This is a genomic window from Duganella sp. Dugasp78 (genome assembly GCF_059491455.1).
The window spans coordinates 285878-307714 of sequence record NZ_CP168506.1; the positions used below are offsets into that span (position 1 = coordinate 285878).

Below are 21837 nucleotides of genomic sequence, written 5' to 3' on the forward strand. Positions count from 1 at the left end.
TTACTTGGCTGGCGCTGCGGTTTTGCCGCCGGCTTTTTCGCAGGTGCCCTTGGCCACGTATTTCCACTCGGCGGCGCCGTTGTCGGTCTTCGACTGGCCGGCGCAGGAGTGCGCACCATTGGCGGCGGCGCAATCGTTCTGGCCAGCCTTGGCGATGCCGAAGCACTTCTCTTTTTCAGCGGAGGCCGACGCGGCAGCGGCGGAAGCGGTGCCGACGGAAGCGGCGCATACGGTTGCCAGGGCGGCGGCGATCAGGGCTTGACGTTTGTTCATGGTAAGTCTCCTCAATGGTGGAAGTTAAGTTCAACGTGCAACGAAAATCGTCTGCAACTGTACGGTAGTCGGCAAACAGCACCACGGCCTTACACTTTTTTTGAGATTTTTTTTCGCAAGGTCCGTCAGCAGTTGCAGCGTACCAGCAATAACGCGTCCACGCATCATTCTGTTGACTAAATTCAAACCGGGAGACGCGGGGGAGGGAGAATGCGGCGGGCGCAAGCGCGCCCCGTCATGCCGCGCACCGGCCGGCGCGCAGAGCGGTCACGCGGCGCCGGGCGGGCCGCGCCGATGCCGTTCAGGCAGTCGTGTTGATGGTGTTGCCGAGATGCGAAGGCAGATTCGGCGCCGATGGCACCGGAGGAATCGCCTCGATCAGGGCAGCCGCGCTCGACGCCTGGATATCCTGGGCTTTTTTCAATACCGCGACGCCGACCGCCTGCTTGGTGCCGGTGTCAGCGATTGTGGTTGCCACTTGAGCAATGCCTGAAATGTCCATGTGATTCTCCAATAAGGCGTATCACTTCTTTTACGGACGTTCCTGACGTAACTTTAGGCGTTTGCCGAAACTTTTTTCAGATGGCCGCCCAGCCAGGCCAGCACGGCCTGCGGCTGGTTCAGGTCCAGCCAGGCCAGGCCAGGCCGCAGGTCCGCCGGCGCCGGCTGGTCCGAGGCGACCGCGATCACGCAGGGGTCGCCGGGATACAACGGCGGCTTGCCGGTCGCGGCGCGATACACCTCCAGCTTGGCCACCGGGTAGGATTTGAAACCTTCCAGCAGGGTCAGGTCGGCGGGCGCCAGCCGGGCCAGCTGCTCGTCCAGCGACGGTTCGGGCGCGCCGCGCAGTTCGCGCACGATCGCCACCCGGAACGGCGAAGCCACCATCACCTCGGCCGCGCCGGCCCGGCGCAGCCGCGAGCTGTCCTTGTGCGGCGGCTCCAGCTCCAGGTCGTGGTGGCTGTGCTTGATGACATTGACTTTCAACCCCTGCCCGGCCAGTCCGGCGATGAGAAACTCCAGCAGCGTGGTCTTGCCGCTGCCCGAGGTCCCGGTGACCGCCAGCACAGTGCGCTCGCGCGCGGGAATTGCTCTCTGCATTGCCTGACTCTCCACAGCATCTTGTTGCCGCCATTATACGCAGCAACATGGGACCGGGGACGGCGGCGGATTACTCTTCGTTCAAGGCCTTGAAACGTTCGCTGCGGGTGCGGCCCGCGCCCAGCAGCAGCAAACCGATGCTGATCAGGCCGGCGGCAGGATAGCCGGTGTCCTGCTGGACTTGGTGCGCCTGCCCGGCAGCGTGGGCGCGCGGAACGGAGAAGGCTGCGGCGATCAGCAGCGGCAGCAATTTCAGGTATTTCATCGTGTTTCCCGTGCATGAATATCAATGATAGGAAAATATCATTTCAACATGACGAGCGCGTGACAGCTTTCAATACGGAATGCGGTAGCGATAGCCCTTGAAGTTGAACACCGCCTCGCGCGGTTGCAGCTTGTCCAGGATCAGGCCTGGGGCGACCTCCTCGCCTTCGTGACGCAGTATCTTGTCGATTAACAGCAGCCGGTCGGCGGGATTCTTGGAGTAAATGTAGCCGCCGACGGTGATGTGCGGGATAGCGCGCTGTATCGGCTCCGGCAGGTCGCGCAGGTTCTGGACCGGCTCTTCCTGCGCGACCGCCGGCTTGGCGGACTTATCGGCCGCAGGCGCCGCCTCGACCGGCTCCGGCGCCGGTTGCGCACGCGGCACCGGCGTCACCGTCGCCACCGGCGGCGGCAAGGCGGCCGCCAGCGGCGGACTGGCCGCCGGTGCGGAGGGCGCGACTGCCGGCGCAGGGGGCGCGACTACGGGCGCGACCGGCACCGCGCCTGCCGGCTGCAGCTGCCGCGCGGGACGCAGCACCAGCACCAGCAGCACCACGATCGCCACGCCCATCGCCAGCAGCGACAGCACGATAATCTTCTTCAAGGCGCCGCCCGTCGCCGCCCCGTCCGCCGCATGCAGGGTCGGCGCGTGCAGCGTCGGCGCACTGCCCAGCTGACGTTCCGCCTGCGCCTTCTTCAACGCTTCCAAAATATAAGACATATTATTTCCCTGCTCCGCTGTCGACGCCGGCGTCCGCGCGGGCCAGCAAGCGCGGCTCCTGCACGCCGCCCAGCTGATACAGCCGGATGAAAGTTTTCGGACCGGCCACGCCGTCGGCCTTGAGATGTTGTTCAGCCTGGAACTCGGTCAGGCGCGCGCGCAGGCCTGAGCTCAGCGGCTGATCCTCCTGCGGCTTTTTCAAGCCATAGATCTGCGCCAGCCGCCGCGCCAGCCAATCCACATCGGGACCGTGATCGCCGCCGGAGACCTCGTCGCGCCAACTGCGCGGCGCACGCCAGAACGTCGTGAACTCGCCGTCGAAGCGCGCCGCCAGCGCGTCCAGGCTGATGCTTTGCGGCTTGCCGCCGGGCGCGGCGATGGTCGCGCTGCGCTCATCCATCGCCGTCAGCAGCACATAGTTGGGCGCGGTGGGATCGTCGTGCAGGGTCAGCATTGCCGGACGATCCAGCAAACGCAGCTCAGCGACGCTGCCCTTGACCTGCAAGCAGCGCAGATTCAGGCGCGCCGCCGTCGGGCAAGGCTCGCCGTCCGGCAACGCCAGCCCCCAGATCGCCGCCAGCTGCCGCAAGGCCGGCGCGCTGCCACCAACCGGCGCAGCCACCGGCACCAGCGCAGACGCCGACGCAGCGGCTGTTGCCGGCACGGCCGCAGCCCCGGGCGCCGGCGCAGCCGTCTTGGACGGCGTCACGCGCGCCGCCACCGAAGCCGCCTGCGCGCCCTGCAAAGCCGGCTTCGCATCATGCGCGGCCAACTGCCATGCCACCACACTCAACAACACGCCGCCCAGCACCCCGGCCGCCACCAGCGGCCAGCGCGCGCCGCCCGCACGCGCGCCCTCGCCGCCGATCACAGCATCCGGCCGGGCAAACACCTCGGCCGCCGCCCTGCGCAGGATGGTGCGCGTCACCTGCGCCTGGTTCTCGACATACGCCCCCAGCAACGCCCGGTCGCACAGCAGATTGACACGGCGCGGCACGCCCTTGGCCAGCTTGTGCACCAGCCCCATCAGGCCACGCGGAAACGGCGCGATCGCCGCCGCGCCCGCCACCGCCAGCCGGTGCTCGATGTACGCGCCGGTCTCCGCCTCGCTCAGCGAGCCCAGGTGGTAGCGGGCGATCACCCGCTGCGCCAGCTGCTCCAGCTCCGGCCGCGCCACCATCGCGCGCAGCTCCGGCTGGCCGATCAGAATGATCTGCAGCAGCTTGCGCTCGCTGGTCTCCAGATTGGTCAGCAGGCGCAGCTGCTCCAGCACCTCCGCCGACAGGTTCTGCGCCTCGTCGATGATCAGCACGTTGTTGCGGCCCTGCGCATGGCTGGCCAGCAGATAGGTATTGATCGCATCCACATAGCCCTTGACGCTGACCGCCCCCGCGCCCGGCGGCGCCAGCGCGATGCCGAACTCGTCGCAGATCGACAGCAGCAGCTCCTCCACCGACAGCTTGGGGTTGAAGATATAGGCCAGCTTGCAGTTCTCCGGGATCTGCTCCATGAAGCAGCGGCACACGGTGGTCTTGCCGGCGCCGATCTCGCCGGTCAGCAGCACGAAGCCGCCGCCGCTGCCGACGCCGTACAGCAGATGCGCCAGCGCCTCGCGATGGCGTTCGCTCATGAACAGGTAGCGGGGATCGGGCGCGATGGAAAACGGCGACTGCTTCAGATTAAAAAAATGCGTGTACATGAAGACCCTGGCGATGCGCTACTTCAAGCGCTGGCGCACCGGCGGCGGCTGCACCGGCGGCAAGGGCTTGAACTTGGCGCAGTAAATCTTGGATTTGGTATCGAAATACACGATGCGGCTGGCCGGCTTGGCCTCGCGCACCGGATAGGCCGAGCTGTCGATTCTCGCATAATGCAGGCCGACCTGGGTGATGATGGCCTGCTCCAGCGCCTCCGGCGTGGCCTCGGCCACGGCGCCGACAAAGATATAGGTGCTGGTGTCGTCGCTGACCATGACCTCGGAAATCGGCGTGCCCCACAGGCTGGCGCCGTCGGTCTTGAACCAGTAGGCGCCGCCGTCGTGCTTGTACGCCGGGCCGAAGGCCTTGAGCAGGTAGTCGTAGTAGTACAGGTTGTCGGTCTGGTCGCGGCACAGCAGGCCGTTGCCGACGATGGTGCCGAAGGTGGTCGGCACCGACTGCGCGCCGGCGGCGCAGCAAACCGCCACCAGCACGGCGGCCAGGACGCCGCGCGACATGCCCGGGAATGACGGCATTATAATTTCGACAGCCAGGACCGGTTGGCGCTGATGCGCGCCTTGGCGGTGGCCGGAAGGGCTTCGTAACAGCCAGGATATTGTTTCAAGGCGCTTTCCCGAATTTCCTTCTGCAAGCCGTTAATCAAAAAAATATACAGCACCGAGCCATCTTCCGTATTTTTGGTCCCCATGTACCTGATCATGTGCACTCCTTTGATCTGCGCAGGTGTTCCCCGGCAATACATCCTTACGTCCATTATGACATTAACGGTCGTGCCGCACTGAAGTTGAATGACGGTTCATCACCGTTTTTTTGCAGCTGATCCCCCCATTCCGCGCGTCCGTCCCATTCCGCGCGCCGGCCGGCGCCATTTGTCTTATCGTTCAATCCTCGCCACTTCCGATAATCGAGATAAAAAATGAAGCAGACGATCAAACACACCGCGCTGGTTTCCGCACTGATGCTGGCCTCCCTGGCCAGCGTCACCGCCTTGGCCGACACCAAGCAGGATAGCAAAGCAGACGACAGCATCGGCACCGAAACCCGCACCGTCGCCGCCTTCAGCAACCTGGCCATCAGCGGCCCGTTCAAGGTGATCGTCACGGCGCAGCCGGGCAACGCCATCGAGCTGTCCGGCCTGCGCCGCCAGTTTGCCGACATCGAAACCTCGGTCAGCGGCGACACCCTCACCGTGCGCCAGCCGCGCAAAAACAAGGGCTGGGTGTTCAACTTCAGCTGGGGCAAGGACAACAAGCCGCCGATGACCATCCGCATCAGCGCGGCCGGCCTGAAAAGCCTTCGCAACTCCGGCAGCGGTGATGTTGATCTGCAACAGTTCCAGGGCCAGCAACTGAGCCTGACCTCGGAAGGCCCGGGCGACGTGCACGCCAGCGGCAGCGTGCGCGAGCTGACCGTCACCGCCTCCGGCAGCGGCGACCTCGACCTGCGCACGCTGAAAGCGGCCAGCCTGAACCTGATGATGAGCGGCCCCGGCGACGTCAACGCCGGCGGCATGACGCAGGATGTCAACCTGACCGTCAGCGGCTCGGGCGACCTCGACCTCAACGACCTGCACGCGAACAAGATCAACGCCTCGATGCACGGGCCGGGCTCGGTGTCGCTGCAGGGCTCGAGCAAGGAAATCCGCGCCGAAGTGGCCGGCTCGGGCGACCTGGAAGCGTGCTCGCTCAACACCGAAGCGGCCAGCGCCATCCTGCACGGCCCCGGCGAGGCCTGCCTGGCCGGCGCCATCAAGAAATTCGAAGCGGAAGTGCACGGCTCGGGCGACCTGACGGTGCGCGGCCTGCAGGCGCCGAGCGCGCGCGCCCTGCTCAGCGGGCCGGGCAATATGAACCTGTCGGGCAGCGTGGGCGTGCTCAGCGCGGAAGTGAGCGGATCGGGCGACCTGGAGGGGCAATCGCTGCAGGTGGCGCGCGCGGTCACGCGCAGCCGCGGTCCCGGCAACATCATCCTGAGCAAGGTCAGCGACGCGCTCGACGCCGAGCTCAGCGGCTCAGGCGACCTGAGCGCCACCGCCGCCTGCAAGAACGTCAAGCTCAACATGCACGGACCGGGCGAAGTCAAGCTCGAAGGCAAGACCGACACCCTGGTCGCGCAGCTGAGCGGTTCCGGCAGCCTGCACGCCCGCCAGCTGTGGACCAGCCAAGCCGACGTCAAGGTAAGCGGTCCCGGCAACGCGGTAGTCAACGTCGCCGACAAAGCCGTCACCTACGACCGCAAAGGCATGAACCGCCGCGACTAAAAAACGGGGTCAAGTCTGACATTCGGACACGAGCTCTGCCGTAAGCGTGCATTACGGAAGAGCTCGTGTCCGAATGTCAGACTTGACCCCCGTGGTTAATGTCAGACTTGACCCCCGTGGTTTAATCGAAGCAGAGGCGCTTCTTGGTGGCGGCGATCAGTTTGGCGTCGTAGGGATAGAGGTTCTCGACAAATAACAGCTCCGTCTCATCCGGTTCTTCCAGACACATCGCCAGCATCATCGGCCCATCCTCCATGCGGCCCAGGAAATGCTTGGGCCAGCGATTCTTGCGGTTCGCCTTCATCACTTCCATCCCCAGCTTGGCCAGCGGCGCCTTTACGCCGGCAGCCAACGCTTCCTTCTGCCAGTCGTCCCAGTAGTCGTTCATCATCTTGCTTTCAAAGTGCACTAAAGCCGTAGTGTACTCCCTCGCCCTTCCCCCTACCAAAACCAGACCAAAGTGGCATGCAAATACGACACCCGACCACTTGTCGAAAATTCCAGAAATAATCAACAAAAACAAACACTTAAAAAACCATTCAAAGTCAACAACGCCAGTCCACTTCAATATTTTATAATACCAGTTAAATACCTGTTGACAAGCTGGTTTGCCAACCATATAGTGCCCTCAACACGGGGGATCCCGGCACAGCATTCTCGGATAATCATGATCGAATTTCTCATCGGCGTAGACGGCGGCGGCACCGGCACCAGGGTGCGCCTGGCCCGCATCGACGGCCTCGAATTGGCCGAAGGCGTCAGCGGCCCGTCCGGCCTGATCCACGGCATCGCCAACGCCTGGGCCGCCGTCGAAGATGCGGCCGGCATGGCCTTCCGCGCCGCCGAACTGCCCATCCCCGCCAAAGCACAAGTGGCCATCGGCCTCGGCCTGGCCGGCGTGCACAACCGCGCCTGGGCGGCGGAATTCGTCGCCGCCAATCCCGGCTACGCCCGCGTCGCGCTGGAAACCGACGGCCACACCACCGTGCTGGGCGCCCACCGCGGCCAGCCGGGCGCCATCATCGCGCTGGGCACCGGCAGCGTCGGCGAGATCAAGCGCGCGGACGGCGTCCACGTCGAAGTCGGCGGCTGGGGCTTCCCGGCCGGCGACGAAGCCAGCGGCGCCTGGATCGGCCTGCGCGCCGTCAACCACATGCAGCAGGTGCTGGACGGCCGCATGCCGGCCAACGCCTTCAGCGCCGACCTGGCGCAAGCCTGCGGCGACGGCCGCGACGCGCTGCAGAACTGGCTGGCCAAGGCCAACCAGACCAGCTACGCGCAACTGGCGCGCATCGTGCTGCAGCACGGCGAATCGAACGACATCGCGCGCGCCATCCTGCTGGAGGCGGGACGCCAGGTGGAGTTGATGGGCAACGCGCTCGACGCCGGCGGCCAGCTGCCGATCGCGCTGTGCGGCGGACTGGCTACGCCCCTGCGCCCCTACCTGCCGGCCTCGATATTGAAGCGAATCGTCACGCCGCAGGGCGATTCCGCAGCAGGTGCCTTGCGGCTGATCCAACAACGCCTGAAGGAGTAAGCCCGTGCTAGCCCAGTTGAGCGATTTCCAGCCCGATGCCGACAGCGACACCCCGCTCTACATGCAGCTGGCGAACAAGCTGTCCGACGGGATCGCCGCCGGCGACTGGCGCGCCAACGAGGCACTGCCGTCCGAGCGCGTGCTGTCGGACATGCTGCACATCTCGCGCGTGACGGCCCGCAAGGCGATCGACATGCTGTGCGAGCGCGGCATGCTGACCCGCAAGCGCGGCTCCGGCACCTACATCACGCCCAAGCTGGAGCAGCCCCTGTCCCGCCTGACCAGCTTTTCCGAGGAGCTGCGCGAACGCGGCTTCACGGCCGGCTCGCGCTGGCTGCAGCGCGACATCGGCATCGCCTCGCCGGTGGAGCTGCTGTCGCTCGGCCTGTCGCCCAACATGCCGGTGGCGCGCCTGAAGCGCCTGCGCACCGCCGACGACGTGGTGATGGCGATCGAAACCACCACCATCCCGGCCCAGTACATGCCCAACCCGCACAGCGTGATCGATTCGCTGTACGGCTACCTGGAAGCCAACGGCACCATCCCGATGCGCGCGCTGCAGCATATCCGCGCCGTCAACGCCAGCGTGGAGCAAGCGCGCCTGGCCAACATACCTGCGGGTGCCGCCATGCTGCACATCACCCGCGTCAGTTATCTCGACAGCGGCGCAGCGGTGGAACTGACCCACTCGTATTGCCGCAGTGATTATTATGAATTCGTAGCGGAGTCGCGCAGATGAGCAGTGCAATCCAAGGCAATATCCTGACGTCGGCGGGCTGGGTCCGCGGCGAGATCACCTTCAGCGACCGCATCGCCGCCATCCACGGCAGCAGCACCGACCCGTCCAACAACGCAGACGCCTATATCCTGCCTGGCTTTATCGACCTGCACGTGCACGGCGGCGGCGGCAAGGACGTGATGGAGGGCGGCGACGCCGTCCACACCATCGCCGCCATCCACGCCAGACACGGCACCACCAGCATGCTGGCCACCACCATGACGGCGCCGCCGGAAGACATCGACCTGGCGCTGCAAGGCATCGGCAAGGCCGCCGCCCAACGCGGCAAGGGCGAAGCGCGCGTGCTGGGTGTGCACCTGGAAGGCCCGTTCATCAACTCCGGCAAGCTGGGGGCGCAGCCGCCGTACGCGCGCTCCGCCAAGCTGGCCGACGTCGAGCGCCTGGAGGCGATCGCGCCGATCAAGCTGATCACCGTGGCGCCGGAAATCGGCGGCCACCTGGCGCTGGTGCGCGAACTGTCCGACGCCGGCATGCGCGTGCAGATCGGCCACACCCTCGGCACCTACGAGGACGGCGTGGCCGCGCTGGAGCACGGCGCGCACGGCTTCACCCACCTGTTCAACGCCATGACCGGCCTGCATCACCGCGAGCCCGGCATGGTCGGCGCCGCGCTGGCCCATGCGCAGTACGCCGAATTCATTCCCGACCTGCTGCACGTGCACCCTGGCGCCATCCGCACCGCGCTGCGCTGCATCCCGCACCTGTACTGCGTGACCGATTCGACCGCCGCCACCGGCATGCCGGACGGCGAGTACATGTTGGGCCGCCACACCGTCATGAAGTGCATGGGCGGCGTGCGCCTGCCCGACGGCACGCTGGCCGGCAGCACCCTCACCATGGACCAGGCGCTGCGCAACCTGGTCGGACTCGGCCTCGATCTGGCGGACGCCTCGGCACGGGTCTCAACGTATGCGGCCGATTATCTCGGCCTGCAAGAGCGGGGCCGCCTGGCCCCCGGCGCCTACGCCGACTTTGTGGTGCTCGACCGTGACCTGAATCTCAAAGCCGTCTATATCGAAGGAGAATTGTTGTGACCTCAATGATGTTGAAAGAAGCCCTGTCCGCCGCCGATTGCGTCGCCCTGCAGCTGGCCAGCGACGGAGACCGTTACGCGGAGCTGGGCCGCAAATTGAGGAGCACGTCCTTCTCGACCGCGCTGACCATCGCACGCGGCAGCTCCGACCACGCCTGCGCCTACGCCGCCTACCTGATCATGGCGCGCCTGGGCCGCGTGGTGGCCTCGCTGCCGATGTCGCTGGTGACGCTGAACAAATCGCCGCTGATCACCCGTGACACGCTGGCCATCTCGATCTCGCAGTCGGGGCAAAGCCCGGACGTGGTCGAGCCGATCCGCTACTTCCGCGACGGCGGCGCCACCACCATCGCGCTGGTCAACGACATCGACTCGCCGCTGGCGCACGCCGCCGAATGGGCGATCCCGCTGCGCGCCGGCAAAGAGCAGAGCGTGGCCGCCACCAAGAGCTTCATCACCAGCATGGTGGCCGGAGCCCGTCTGGTCGCCGCATGGCAGAACGACCCCGAGCTGCTGGCCGGCCTGGAAGCCCTGCCCGATTCGCTGCGCGCAGCGGCCCAGGAAGACTGGACCTCGGCCATCGAAGTGCTGGCGCCGGCCCGCAACATCATGGTGGTGGGCCGCGGCATCAGCTTCCCGGTGGCGCTGGAGGCTTCCCTGAAATTCAAGGAGACGTCGGCCCTGCAGGCTGAGGCCTTCAGCGGCGCCGAGATCAAGCACGGCCCGATGGCGCTGATCGAAGAAGGCTATCCGCTGGTGATCTTCGCCACCCGTGGCCCGACGCAAGCGAGCCTGCTGCAACTGGCGACCGAGATGCGCGGCCGTGGCGCGCGCGTGCTGCTGGCCGCGCCGGCCGACGTCGCCGAGCGCGATCTGACGTTGCCAGTGGCGGTGACGCCGGACCTGGATCCTATCGTGGCGATCCAGGCCTTCTACGTGATGGCGGCCCAGCTGTCGGCGGCGCGCGGCATGGACCCGGATGCGCCGCGCCACCTGAGCAAAGTCACCAAGACCAATTAAAGCAATGCTGCCAGTAACCCCGTCATTCCCGCGCACGCGGGAATCCATACTGAAGCGGCGTGCACGCTCAGCATGGATTCCCGCCTTCGCGGCGGTCCGCCGATGCGGAATGACGGCGGCGATGGCCATGTCCGTCGCCCTCGCGGCGCCCGAGAAAATCGAATTCTGGACCTTCAGCATGAAGCCCAAATTCACTCCCTATTTCGAGACGCTGGTGAAAAACTACGAAGCCGGCAATCCGGGAGTAAAAGTGGAATGGGTCGACTTCCCGTGGGACGTCATCCAGACCAAGCTGGTGACGCGCATCGTCGCCGGCACCCCGCCCGCGCTGGTCAACCTGAACGTGCCCTGGGCCGACGAATTCGCCCGCGACGGTTTGCTCACGCCAGTCGACGACCTGCTCGGCGACACCCGTCCGCGCTACCTACCCAGCACACTGCAGGACCTGACCTTCGGCGGAAAAACCTACGGCTTCCCGATGTACAGCAACGTCGCCGTCATCGCCTACAACACCCAGATTTTCAAAGCCGCCGGCATCGCACACGCGCCGCGCGATCTCGACGAGCAGCTGCTGTTCGCGCGCCAGATCGCCGCCCGCACCGGCAAGGCCGGCCTGTGCCCCGCGCTGTCCAAGATCGACGGCCTGATGATGCAGCAGGGGCTGGCCGTCATCAAGGATGGCAAGGCCGTATTCAACTCGCCCGCCCACATCGCGCTGATCAACAAGCTCGCCGAGACCTACAAGGCCGGCGGCCTGCTGAAGGACGCGCTGTTCGCCGAAGATAACTTCCCCGCCGCGATCGACGCCTACAAGGGCGGCCGTCTCGGCATGCTGCTGGCGCCGCCAACTGCCGTCAAGCGCATCCAGAGCGACGCCAAGGACATCTACGCCATCACCGACGTCGCCCCCGCGCCGCTGGGTCCCACCGGCATCGCCGACGGCGGTTGGCTGATCCACTTCGCCGTGCCGAAGAACGTCGACGCCAAGCTGCTGCCGGCGGTCGGCAAGTTCGCGCGCTACCTGACCAACGACGCCAACCAGCTGGCCTTCGCCAGGCAGGCCAGCGTGTATCCGGCGATGGCGCAGGCGGCCAACGATCCCTTCTTCAGGACCGTGCCGCCGGGCGCCGGCGCGGCCGAGAAGGCCGTATCTGCGGGCGCCGTGTCGATGCCGCATTCGCACACGCTGTACGTGGCCGGCATCACCGACTACGACGAACTGCGCCGCTATCTGGTGAAGGCCGTCGAAGCCGGCGTCACCGGCAAGCAGGACGTGAAGCAGGCGCTGGACCAGGCGGTGACGATCTGGAACAGGAAACTCACCGCGCAGCGGAGCCACTGATATGGAACGCGCCCCCACCGCCGTCGTTCCCGCGCAGGCGGGAACCCATGCTGAGCCTGAGCGGATAGGTTCTATGGATTCCCGCGTGCGCGGGAATGACGGCGCTGACGGGGCTGACGGCTCGCGACGCGTGAACCTCACCGCCTGGCTGTTCCTCGCCCCCGCGCTGGCGCTGCTAGCGGTGTTCTCGTTCTGGCCCGTGGCCTATGGCTCCCTACTGGCCTTCACCGACTACAGCCTGATACGCGAAACGCACTGGGTCGGCCTGGACAACTTCCGCTACATCTTCGACAACGAGATGTTCGTCACCGGCCTGAAAAACTCGCTGATCTTCCTGCTGATGGTGCCCTTCGTGCAGATCGGCGCGCTCAGTCTCGCGGTACTGGTCAACAACCAGCTGCCCGGCATCCGCTACTTCCGCGCCGCCTTCTACGTGCCGGTGGTGACCACGGTATCGGTGGTCGGCATCATGTGGGGCTTCATGTTCCACGAGCAGGGCGCGCTCAATTACGTGCTGATGACGATGCGACTGGTCGGCGCACCAGTCGGCTGGCTCTCCAACGACAGCCTGGCGCTGTTCGCCATCATGTTCGTCACGCTGTGGCGCGGCCTGGGCTGGTACATGGTGATGTACCTGGCCGCGCTGCAAGCCGTCCCCGCCGACATGCAGGAAGCCGCCATCCTCGATGGCGCCAACCGCTGGCAGCGTTTCTGGCGGATCACCGTGCCGATGCTGCGCCCCACCATCATGGTCTGCACCATCCTGTCCGTGCTGGCCGCGTTGAAGGCCTACCAGGAAGTGGACGTGCTGACCCAGGGCGGCCCGATGAACTCCACCTTCACCGGCCTGTATTACGCCTACGACCAGGGCCTCAAGCACCTGAAGCTGCCGCGCGCATTGGCCGCCAGCTTCGTCATGTCCATCTTCTGCATCGGCATCGCCCTGCTCTGCCTGCGCTACATAAAGCCGAAGCACCGATGATGAAGACCCTAGCCCACTATCTGCTGCTTTGCGCGATCGCGGTGGTCTGCGTGTTCCCGTTCTGGTGGACGCTGGTGACAGCCATCTCCACCGAGGGCAACATCTTCGCCTTTCCGCCGACCTTCTGGCCGAAGCAGCCGTCGTTCGATAACTTCATCGAAGTGTTCAAGGCGATTCCTATCTGGTCCTTCTTCCGCAACTCGGTCTTCATCGCCGCCTGCACCGTGTTCTGGAAGCTGGCACTGTGCTCCGCAGCCGCCTACCCGCTGGCGCGCATGCACTTCAAGGGACGCAAGCTGGTGTTCGGCCTGATCCTCGCCACGCTGGTGCTGCCTTCGGAAGTGAACTTCCTGGTCAACTTCATCACCGTGACGAAACTGAGCTTGGTCGACACCTACACCGGCGTGATCCTGCCCAACGTCGTCACGGCGGTCGCCATCCTGCTGCTCAAGCAAGCCTTCGAGGAAGTGCCGCAGGACCTGATCGACGCCGCGCGCGTCGACGGTGCCTCCGAATGGACCATCTTCAGCAAGATCATGCTGCCGCTGATCGCGCCGTGGCTGGCCACGGTCGGCATCCTGACGGCGGTCGAGGCCTGGAACGAATACATCTGGCCATCCATCGTGATGAGCAAGCCCGACGAATTCCCGCTGTCGGTGGGCGTGCTGTATTTGCGCGGCACCTTCGGCAGCAGCACGCGCGTGATCGCCGCCGGCACCATATTGACCATCCTGCCCACGCTGGCAGCCTTCCTCTTTACTCAACGATTCTTCATGCGTGGCATGGACGGAGCTGTGAAATGACCCCAACCCAAAACGACCTCAGAAAAATCGCCGGCCAGCTGATCATGATCCGCTTCCCCGGCACCGTGCTCGATGCCGCCACCGCGGACTTCATCAAGGCCAACGGCATCCGCGCCGTCTGCCTGTTCCGCGGGAACATGACCGACTCCGAACAACTGGCCAAGCTGACCGCCGACCTGCGCGCCGTCATGGGCCCGGAATCGCTGATCGGCATCGACCAGGAAGGCGGCGCCGTGGTGCGCTCGACCTGGGTGCCGGCGCCGCCGGCCGCGATGGGCCTGGGCGCGGCCAACGACACCGACCTGGCCTACCGCACCGGCGCCGCCGTGGCGCGCGCGGTCAAGGCGCTGGGCTTCAACTGGAACTTCGCGCCGGTGCTGGACCTGAACAACAACCCGCACAACCCGGTGATCGCCGAGCGCTCCTTCGGCGCCGAGCCGCAACGCGCCGCCGAACTGGCGATGGCGTGGATGGCCGGCAGTCATGCGGAAGGCGTGTCCTGCTGCGTCAAGCACTTCCCCGGCCACGGCGACACCAACGTCGACTCGCACCGCGACCTGCCGACCGTGAACAAGCCGGTCGAGGAACTGGACCGCATGGAGCTGGCACCATTCCGCATCGCCTCCGGCGCCGCCCCGGCCATGATGACCGCGCACATCGTCTACCCGACGCTGGACCCGGACAATCCGGCCACGATGTCGCGCCGCATCCTCACCGGCCTGCTGCGCGAGGAATGGCAGTACAAGGGCGTGGTCATCACCGACGGCATGGACATGCACGCCATCGCCGGCCGCTACGGCGTGGGCAACGCCGCCGTGCGCGCGCTGACCGCCGGCGCCGACATGGTGATGGCGCTGGGTACCACCGAAACGCAGAACGAAACGCTGGACTCCATCGCCGCCGCCATCGCATCGGGCGAGCTGTCCATGGACGAGATCAAGCTGCGCCTGGACCGCCTGGCATCGCTGGCGCTGGCCTATCCATGCAAGCCGCGCTCCTACAAGGAAGACGCCGCCGACCGCGTGGTGATGGCCGAGGGCTGGCGCCGCAGCCTGACCGCCTATGGCGCGCCCACCCGCCCGGCCAAGGGCGCGCGGGTGCGGCTGGTGGTGCGCCAGGACGTGGTCAGCGACGGCGTGTCCGAAGCCGGCGTGCCGGCCGAAGGCGTGGCCGCGTCGCTGCGCCGGCTGTACGACGTCGAACTGGTCACCTTCGCCGACGCCGACACCTTCGACTGGAGCGCGCTGCCGCAGGATGGCCGCTACACGATCCTGGCCTCGACCTCGCGCCTGCGCTACGGCGAGCACGCCCGCGCGACGTGGAAGCCGGACCTGCACCTGGCCTTGTGGAATCCGTACCAGGCGCTGGACATCCAGTCGCCATCGCTGATGACCTACGGCTTCGCCCAGCCGGCGCTGGACGCGGTCAACGGCTGGCTGTGCGGCGAACTGGAAGCGACCGGCAACGCACCGGTGCCCGGCTTCGACAAGTAAGTACAACGATCACCGTCGTTCCCGCGAAAGCGGGAACCCATGCTGAGTATGGATTCCCGCTTTCGCGGGAACGACGGGCAACGGGGAGGAAGTAATATGGACAACAACAAAATACGCGACCCGAGATTTTGGGTCCCCAGCCTGTACCTGGCGCAGGGCCTGCCGTACTTCGCGGTGGCCATCGTCGCCAACCAGATGTTGAAGAGCATGGGCGTGCCCAACGACGAGCTCAATCACTGGACCAGCTTGATCGGCTTCGCCTGGGTGCTCAAGCCGCTGTGGAGCCCCTTCATGGAACTGGCCAGCAGCAAGAAGCTGGTGGTGGTCGGCTTCCAGATCTTCGGCGGCTTGTGCCTGGGCGGCGTGGCGCTGGCGCTGCACGCGCCGTTCTGGTTCGCGGCCTGCATGGCGATGCTTGCGCTGGTCGGCATTTCATCGGCCACGCACGACATCTCGTGCGACGGCTTGTACATCGCCAGCCTCGATGAAAAAGGCCAGGCCCAATACGCCGGCTGGACGGGCACCTTCTTCAACGCCGGCAAGTTCTTGACCACCGGCGGCCTGCTGCTGCTGGCCGGCCACTTCGAGAAGACGCTGGGCGTGGTGCCGGCATGGACCATCAGCTTCTGCATCCTGGCGGTCATCATGGTGGCGCTGGGCCTGTACAACAGCTGGGCGCTGCCGACCGCGAAGAACGCCGTCACGGCCGACACCAACGCCGGCGCCATCGCCCGCACGCTGTGGGAAGTGATCGTCGAGTTTTTCAAGAAGCCCGGCATCTGGGTCTCGATCGTGTTCATCATCCTGTTCCGCGCCGGCGAGGCGCAGGTGCAGTCGATCGGCCCGCTGTTCCTGCGCGAGGCGCGCAACCTCGGCGGCCTGGGGCTGACCACCGCCGAAGTGGGCGCCGTGTACGGCACCGTCGGCACCGTGGCCTTCGTGGTGGGCAGCATCGCCGGCGGCTACTTCACCTCGTGGCTCAGCCTCAAGCGCGCCATCCTGTGGCTGATCCTCGCGGTCAACCTGCCCAACGTCGCGTTCTACCTGCTGTCAGTGTTCCAGCCCACCGAGCTGTCGGTGATCGGCGTGGCGCTCAGCGTGGAGATGTTCGGCTACGGCTTCGGCTTCGTCGGCCTGATCCTGTACATGATGCAGGTGGTCGCACCAGGCAAATACCAGACCGCGCACTACGCCTTCTCGACCGGCATCATGCAGCTGGGCTTTGTGCTGTTCAAACTGTTCAGCGGCGACATCCAGCTGTCGCTGGGTTACCAGCACTTCTTCGTGTGGGTGATGCTGTGCGCGATCCCGGTGGCGGTGCTGTCGCAGATCATTCCGATGACGGCGCGCCCGCAGGCAGAGGAAGAGCCGGCGCCGCAAGCCATGCGCGCGGGTTAAGCGGATGGCCAGCGTCAGCCTCCATCGCGTCGTTAAGAGCTACGACAAAACCCCGGTCATCCACGGCGTCGACCTCGATATCGCCGATGGCGAATTCATGGTCTTCGTCGGCCCGTCCGGCTGCGGCAAGTCCACGCTGCTGCGCATGATCGCGGGCCTGGAAAACATCAGCGGCGGCACGCTGCACATCGGCGGCGTGCTGGCCAACGACATCGCACCGGCGCAGCGCAGGCTGGCGATGGTGTTCCAGTCCTATGCGCTGTACCCGCACATGACGGTGTATGAAAACATGGCCTTCGCGCTCAAGCTGGCCGGCCACAAGCCGGCCGAGGTGGCGGCGGCGGTGGAGCGCGCGGCGGCCATCCTGCAGATCGCGCCGCTGCTCAAGCGCCGGCCGAAGGAGCTGTCCGGCGGCCAGCGCCAGCGCGTCGCCATCGGCCGCGCCATCGTGCGCACGCCGGAGGTGTTCCTGTTCGACGAGCCGCTGTCCAACCTCGATGCCAGCCTGCGCGTGCAGATGCGGGTAGAGATCAGCCGCCTGCACCAGGAACTCAAGACCACCATGATCTACGTCACCCACGACCAGGTCGAGGCGATGACGCTGGGCCAGCGCATCGCGGTGTTCAACGCCGGCCGCATCGAGCAGGTCGGCACGCCGCATGAGCTGTACAACCATCCGGCCAACCTGTTCGTGGCCGGCTTCCTCGGCACGCCGAAGATGAACTTCATCGCCGGCGAGATCATCGCGATCGCCGCGCGGCACGCCAGCGTGCTGCTGCCCGGCGGCGCCATTGCCGAGGTGGAGGTGCAAGCTTCCGGCCGTGGCCCGCAGCGCGGCGACCGCGTCACGCTGGGCGTGCGCGCCGAGCACCTGACCATCGCCGGCGCCGACGCCGCGGCCAACACCATCGACGTCGGCATCGGCCACGTGGAGTATCTGGGCGACCAGTCCATCGTCTACGCCACGCTGGCCGGCGCCGGCGAAATGGTCGCCGTCAAGCGGGGCGCCGAAGCGCCGCCGCTGCATGCCGGCGACCGCGCCCGCGTGCATTTGCCGCCGTCCCGTTGCCTGCTGTTTAACGCCGCCGGCCAGGCGCTGGCGCGCGGGCCGGCACACGCTTGAATTCGTATTTACCAGCGGTTTTATGTAACAATACGCAGGTTTACACTGTCGCGATGGCATGGCGTACCCGCCGGCCCTCTAAATTGTTTGATAGAAGGATAATTCATGTCCCACATTCGTCTCGTTCGTCTTAGCCTGATCCTGGCCGCCATCGGCCTGAACGCCGCACCAGCCATGCTGGGCATGTCCCCTGTCTACGCCGCCGAAGCCGCCAAGCCGGCCGAGCCGCCGAAGGATGCAGTGCGTCCCGAGATCTACAAGCTGATCGACCCGGCCCAGACCAAGGAACTGCTGGTAGCCAAGAACTACGCCGAATTCAAGAACCGCATCGACAGCGCCGCCGCGATGCCGAACGTGACGCCGTACGAAGACTTCATCCTGAACCAGATGCGCGTGCAGCTGGGCCAGGCCACCGGCGACCACCAGGCCACCGTCAAGGCGCTGGGCGCCATGATCGACTCCGGTCGCCTCAAGCCGGAAGACAAGCTGCGCTTCATCGACGCCATCGCCGGCATCTACTACAGCAACATCAAGGACTACGACCAGGCCATCGCCTGGTTCACCCGCTACGGCACCGAGTCGGGCGACACCCTCAAGCAGCGCCAGTACATCGTGCGCTCCTACTTCTTCAAGGACGATTTCGCCACCGCCAAGGCCGAGGCGCTGAAGGACATCGCCGCCGCCAAGCAATCGGGCGTCGCGCCACCGAAGGACGAGCTTAACCTGCTGGGCAACGTCGGCATCAAGACCAAGGACACCGAACTGTATCTGCAAGCGGTGGAAGAGCTGGTCCGCTTCTATCCAAGCGAAGACTACTGGTTCGACCTGCTGAACCGCACCCGCGGCAAGAAAGCCTACGCGTCGCGCCTGGACCTGGACATCGCCCGCCTGAAGGCGCTGACCGCGCCGGGCAAGATGGAACCGGAAGACTACGCGGAAATCGGCGAGCTGGCCGTGCTGGGCGGCTTCTTCACCGAAGCGAAGATCGCCATGGACAAGGGCTACCCAGGCGCCATCCCGGCCGACAAGAACAAGGCCGCGCTGCAGAAGATCCGCGACAGCGCCAACAAGGGTGCCGCCGACGATGCGAAGAACATCGACAAGGGCATCGAGTCCGCGAACAAGTCGAAGGACGGCGTCGGCCTGGTCAACCTGGGCTACAACTACGTGACGATGGGCCAGGCCGACAAGGGCATCGAGCTGATGAAGCAAGGTATCGCCAAGGGCGTGAACAAGAATCCTGAAGACGCCAAGCTGCGCCTGGCCTACGCGCTGGCCATCGCCGGCAAGAAGGACGAGTCGATCAAGCTGCTGGAAACCATCAGCGGCAACGACGGCCGCGGCGACCTGGCGCGCTACTGGATCATGTACCAGAACCCGCCGAAGGCAGCACCGGCGGAAGCCAAGTAATCCAACGAAACCGGCCTCGCGCCGGTTTTTTTTTACCCCGCACCGCCAGGCGGGGTCGGACCCCGTACGGGGTCCGCCCCCTAAGTGGCGCAGCCGGCGTATCGCTCAGGCACGCGGGGTTATCGCATCGCCGCCGACAGGGCGCGCATCATCTGATGGCCGCCGTCGGCGCTGAGCTCCCAGAACATCGCGCCGCGCAACCCCTGCGCCTTGATGTAGCGGGCCTTCTCCCCGAGCGAGGCGGGGTCCTCGTAGCTGATCCAGACGCCGTCCGCCGCGCGGTACAGGTAGGGCGCTTGGGCCGCGCCGTTCCAGTGGCGCTTGAAGCCCTGGCCGCCCTCGTATGCCGCCGTCAGGTAGCCCCGCTTGAGCAGAAGGCCGAAGCCATACGAATTGCCGCCATCCACGCCGTCGGTGACGCCGCCGTCGCAGGGCTGGTACTGGCCGTCGCCGGCCACGCCGGGCGCGCAGCCTTTCCAGCCATAGCCATAGAACGGCACGCCCAGCACCAGCTTGTCCGCCGCCACGCCGGCTTGCAGGTAGCGCTGCACTGAGCCCGCCGCGTACAGGCCGCCGGCCGTCACCGGGTCGCCGGCGTCGGCCGACAGCGCCGCGTGGTGGCCGCTGTTTTTCTCCCACGGCATGTGGTAGTCGTAGGCCATGATGTTGATCCAGTCCAGGCTCTGCGACAGCTGCGCGGTCCAGTCGCTGGCGGCCCCGCCGTGGTTGACGTAGTTGGCGTTGCCGCCGGCCGCGATGGTGATGCTGTAATGCTTGCGGTCCTGCTGGCCGGCGGCGTCGAAGGCCGCGCGCAGCTCGCGCGCCAGCTGGATGAAGTTCTGCTTGTCGGCCGGCCGCGCGCACACGGCGCCGGCCACGCAAGGCACGCCGGCCTCGCCCGGATACTCCCAGTCGATATCGACACCGTCCAAACCGAAGCGCCGCATCAGCTTCACCGACGAGGCGACGAAGCTGGCGCGCGCCGGCGCGCTGTCGGCCACGTTGGAAAACTGATTCGACCAGTCCCACCCGCCGACCGACACCACCACCTTGAACTGCGGATGGCCTTTTTTCAGCGCCACCAGCGCGCGCAGGTTGGCGCCGTCCCTGGCTGCGTCGCGGAACACCAGCGCGCCGTTGGCCGAGGCAGCGTCGCCGGCCGCGTCCTGGCAAGCCGCCACGTAGTTGACCGAGGGTTCGGGGTTGCCGTGCTGGCCGTTCCAGCAGACGTCGAGGAAGGCGTACAAGGCCATCGTCAGCTTGCCCGCGTCGACGTTGGCGGCGGTGACGGGGAAGGCGTCCGACTTCCAGCCGGGATAGTAGCCGACGATTTCAGGTGCGGCGGTGGCGGTGCCGGGCAAGGCGGCGGCGAGCGCCGTCGCCATGGCCCAGCGTTTCAGGTGATGCGTGTTCATAGATCCTTCAAGGTTAGCTGGCGTTCAGTTCCGCCACAAAGTCGTACATGTCGCCACGGAAGTAGGAGCGGCAGAACTCCACCGCGCGGCCGTCGCGCAAGAAGCCGAGCCGCTCGACCGACAGGCCGGCATCGCCCTCCTTCGCCTGCAGCAGCGCGGCCTGCTCGGCGTTGAGCAGCAGCGCCGACAGCCGCTGCAAGGCGCGCACCGGACGGTTGCCGGCGCGCTCCAGCGCGTCGTACATCGACACGTCGACCGCCTCCAGCGACGGCAGGCAGGAGGCCACGATGGTCGCGTACTCCAGGCACATCGGCACGTCGTCGGCGTAGCGCATGCGGTGGAAGCGGTAGACCGCCGCGCCGGGACTGAGCCGCAGCCGCATCGCCTCGTCCGGCGTGACCGTGCCCTCCGAGCGCTTGAGCCACACGCTGCGCGGCGTGCGTCCGCGCGCCCGCATGTCCTCGGAAAACGAGGTCAGCTTGGCGAAGTTCTTCTCGATGCGCGTGTTGATGAAGTTGCCGGAGCCGGGCCGGCGCACCAGCACGCCCTCGCCGACCAGGCCGTCGATGGCCTTGCGCACCGTGATGCGCGAGACCGCCAGGTCCGCCGCCAGCTGCCGCTCGGCCGGCAAGGCGTCCTCCGGCTTGAGCAGATGCTGCTCGATGGCCGAGCGCAAAGCCCGTTGCAGGCGCTGGTACAGCGGGAGGTTACTGGTCTCATTGAGGTGCGCCCGGATGTGTACCAGTGGGGTCATGGGATCGCTTTCCATAAGGCTGCAGGCATCCTGTTCGTCGTTGTCAATTGATAATACCAAAAAAAGACCACCGCGCAGCAGCCGCAACCCTCCGAGTCCGCAAATATTTTTCACAAAACCCCGCAAACCCACATGAATACTGGCTTACAGCCTGTTGCAGATCGCCACAAGCGTGGTCCATACCGGCTTCACAGCGGTATTATGATGTTGCCGAAGAAACACTCTGTATGCGGCATACAACATAACAAAAAAGAATTTGAAAGTGGTAGTGATCTGGTATTAAAAGACGGGTATATTGGCGTTGGATTGGTTTTGTAAGTGGTTTGTAACGAAGTGAACGGCATCAACAATCAGTGGGCTCGGCGGAGCCCGCATCAACGGGAGGGAACAT

At 65.8% G+C, this 21837-nt stretch carries 24 protein-coding genes; 13 read left to right on the top strand and 11 right to left on the bottom strand.

Going from position 1 to position 21837, the window contains the following annotated elements:
• The 8 genes from ACEN9O_RS01290 to ACEN9O_RS01325 form a co-directional block, all read right to left on the bottom strand.
• A complete protein-coding gene (locus tag ACEN9O_RS01290; RefSeq protein WP_020705445.1) occupies nucleotides 1-273 on the bottom strand; it encodes a BufA1 family periplasmic bufferin-type metallophore in 273 nt (90 codons plus the stop codon).
• Between the two features lie 301 nt (nucleotides 274-574).
• Entirely contained in the window at nucleotides 575-775 is a 201-nt protein-coding gene (locus ACEN9O_RS01295; RefSeq protein ID WP_161093236.1) for a YjfB family protein, read from the bottom strand.
• A gap of 53 nt (nucleotides 776-828) precedes the next feature.
• Nucleotides 829-1374 (bottom strand): molybdopterin-guanine dinucleotide biosynthesis protein B, encoded by a 546-nt coding sequence (mobB, locus tag ACEN9O_RS01300; protein WP_495615863.1) that lies wholly within the window; start codon nucleotides 1372-1374, stop codon nucleotides 829-831.
• Nucleotides 1375-1444: 70 nt separating this feature from the next.
• The gene (locus ACEN9O_RS01305) at nucleotides 1445-1639 is read right to left on the bottom strand and encodes a hypothetical protein (protein ID WP_495615864.1); all 195 of its coding nucleotides are present in this window, start codon (nucleotides 1637-1639) and stop codon (nucleotides 1445-1447) included.
• Nucleotides 1640-1708: 69 nt separating this feature from the next.
• Nucleotides 1709-2359 (bottom strand): general secretion pathway protein GspB, encoded by a 651-nt coding sequence (locus tag ACEN9O_RS01310; protein WP_495615865.1) that lies wholly within the window; start codon nucleotides 2357-2359, stop codon nucleotides 1709-1711.
• A gap of 1 nt (nucleotide 2360) precedes the next feature.
• Complete coding sequence (locus tag ACEN9O_RS01315; protein ID WP_495615866.1) at nucleotides 2361-4058, bottom strand: AAA family ATPase; 1698 nt, start codon at nucleotides 4056-4058, stop codon at nucleotides 2361-2363.
• Nucleotides 4059-4076: 18 nt separating this feature from the next.
• On the bottom strand, nucleotides 4077-4592 hold the full coding sequence (locus tag ACEN9O_RS01320; protein WP_495615867.1) for a hypothetical protein: 516 nt from the start codon (nucleotides 4590-4592) through the stop codon (nucleotides 4077-4079).
• Complete coding sequence (locus ACEN9O_RS01325) at nucleotides 4592-4777, bottom strand: hypothetical protein (protein ID WP_117015534.1); 186 nt, start codon at nucleotides 4775-4777, stop codon at nucleotides 4592-4594. The genes ACEN9O_RS01320 and ACEN9O_RS01325 overlap by 1 nt, the downstream gene beginning before the upstream one ends.
• A gap of 216 nt (nucleotides 4778-4993) precedes the next feature.
• Here ACEN9O_RS01325 and ACEN9O_RS01330 point away from each other — a divergent pair, with 216 nt between their 5' ends.
• Nucleotides 4994-6337 carry a GIN domain-containing protein gene (locus ACEN9O_RS01330; RefSeq protein ID WP_495615868.1) on the top strand — a complete coding sequence of 448 codons (1344 nt, stop codon included), beginning with the start codon at nucleotides 4994-4996 and terminating at the stop codon, nucleotides 6335-6337.
• Between the two features lie 121 nt (nucleotides 6338-6458).
• Here ACEN9O_RS01330 and ACEN9O_RS01335 read toward each other — a convergent pair whose 3' ends face one another.
• Nucleotides 6459-6728 carry a hypothetical protein gene (locus ACEN9O_RS01335; RefSeq protein ID WP_495615869.1) on the bottom strand — a complete coding sequence of 90 codons (270 nt, stop codon included), beginning with the start codon at nucleotides 6726-6728 and terminating at the stop codon, nucleotides 6459-6461.
• A 276-nt stretch (nucleotides 6729-7004) separates the two neighbouring features.
• On the opposite strand from ACEN9O_RS01335, the gene ACEN9O_RS01340 reads away from it, so the two are divergent.
• The 11 genes from ACEN9O_RS01340 (at nucleotide 7005) to ACEN9O_RS01390 (ending at nucleotide 19277) form a co-directional block, all read left to right on the top strand.
• Nucleotides 7005-7874, top strand: a complete 870-nt coding sequence (locus ACEN9O_RS01340; RefSeq protein WP_495615870.1) for a glucosamine kinase nucleotide-binding domain-containing protein — start codon at nucleotides 7005-7007, stop codon at nucleotides 7872-7874.
• Nucleotides 7875-7878: 4 nt separating this feature from the next.
• Nucleotides 7879-8613 (top strand): GntR family transcriptional regulator, encoded by a 735-nt coding sequence (locus ACEN9O_RS01345; protein ID WP_495615871.1) that lies wholly within the window; start codon nucleotides 7879-7881, stop codon nucleotides 8611-8613.
• On the top strand, nucleotides 8610-9707 hold the full coding sequence (gene nagA, locus ACEN9O_RS01350; RefSeq protein WP_495615872.1) for an N-acetylglucosamine-6-phosphate deacetylase: 1098 nt from the start codon (nucleotides 8610-8612) through the stop codon (nucleotides 9705-9707). Before ACEN9O_RS01345 ends, nagA begins: the two co-directional genes overlap by 4 nt.
• 5 nt (nucleotides 9708-9712) lie before the next feature.
• The gene (locus tag ACEN9O_RS01355) at nucleotides 9713-10726 is read left to right on the top strand and encodes an SIS domain-containing protein (protein ID WP_495615873.1); all 1014 of its coding nucleotides are present in this window, start codon (nucleotides 9713-9715) and stop codon (nucleotides 10724-10726) included.
• Nucleotides 10727-10853: 127 nt separating this feature from the next.
• Entirely contained in the window at nucleotides 10854-12068 is a 1215-nt protein-coding gene (locus ACEN9O_RS01360) for an ABC transporter substrate-binding protein (RefSeq protein ID WP_495615874.1), read from the top strand.
• Between the two features lie 130 nt (nucleotides 12069-12198).
• Nucleotides 12199-13050, top strand: coding sequence for a carbohydrate ABC transporter permease (locus tag ACEN9O_RS01365; RefSeq protein WP_495615875.1), 852 nt, complete (start codon nucleotides 12199-12201; stop codon nucleotides 13048-13050).
• Entirely contained in the window at nucleotides 13047-13853 is an 807-nt protein-coding gene (locus tag ACEN9O_RS01370) for a carbohydrate ABC transporter permease (RefSeq protein ID WP_495615876.1), read from the top strand. Before ACEN9O_RS01365 ends, ACEN9O_RS01370 begins: the two co-directional genes overlap by 4 nt.
• Nucleotides 13850-15346 (top strand): beta-N-acetylhexosaminidase, encoded by a 1497-nt coding sequence (nagZ, locus tag ACEN9O_RS01375; protein ID WP_495615877.1) that lies wholly within the window; start codon nucleotides 13850-13852, stop codon nucleotides 15344-15346. The genes ACEN9O_RS01370 and nagZ overlap by 4 nt, the downstream gene beginning before the upstream one ends.
• 96 nt (nucleotides 15347-15442) lie before the next feature.
• The gene (locus ACEN9O_RS01380; RefSeq protein WP_495615878.1) at nucleotides 15443-16744 is read left to right on the top strand and encodes an MFS transporter; all 1302 of its coding nucleotides are present in this window, start codon (nucleotides 15443-15445) and stop codon (nucleotides 16742-16744) included.
• Nucleotides 16745-16748: 4 nt separating this feature from the next.
• Nucleotides 16749-17867 carry an ABC transporter ATP-binding protein gene (locus ACEN9O_RS01385; protein ID WP_495615879.1) on the top strand — a complete coding sequence of 373 codons (1119 nt, stop codon included), beginning with the start codon at nucleotides 16749-16751 and terminating at the stop codon, nucleotides 17865-17867.
• Between the two features lie 105 nt (nucleotides 17868-17972).
• A complete protein-coding gene (locus tag ACEN9O_RS01390) occupies nucleotides 17973-19277 on the top strand; it encodes a hypothetical protein (RefSeq protein WP_495615880.1) in 1305 nt (434 codons plus the stop codon).
• 119 nt (nucleotides 19278-19396) lie between these two features.
• Here ACEN9O_RS01390 and ACEN9O_RS01395 read toward each other — a convergent pair whose 3' ends face one another.
• Both ACEN9O_RS01395 and ACEN9O_RS01400 read right to left on the bottom strand, forming a co-directional pair.
• Nucleotides 19397-20692, bottom strand: coding sequence for a glycoside hydrolase family 18 protein (locus tag ACEN9O_RS01395; protein ID WP_495615881.1), 1296 nt, complete (start codon nucleotides 20690-20692; stop codon nucleotides 19397-19399).
• A 13-nt stretch (nucleotides 20693-20705) separates the two neighbouring features.
• Complete coding sequence (locus tag ACEN9O_RS01400; protein WP_495615882.1) at nucleotides 20706-21446, bottom strand: GntR family transcriptional regulator; 741 nt, start codon at nucleotides 21444-21446, stop codon at nucleotides 20706-20708.
• 132 nt (nucleotides 21447-21578) lie between these two features.
• On the opposite strand from ACEN9O_RS01400, the gene ACEN9O_RS01405 reads away from it, so the two are divergent.
• Nucleotides 21579-21764 (top strand): hypothetical protein, encoded by a 186-nt coding sequence (locus ACEN9O_RS01405; protein WP_495615883.1) that lies wholly within the window; start codon nucleotides 21579-21581, stop codon nucleotides 21762-21764.
• The last annotated feature ends 73 nt before the right edge of the window (nucleotides 21765-21837 follow it).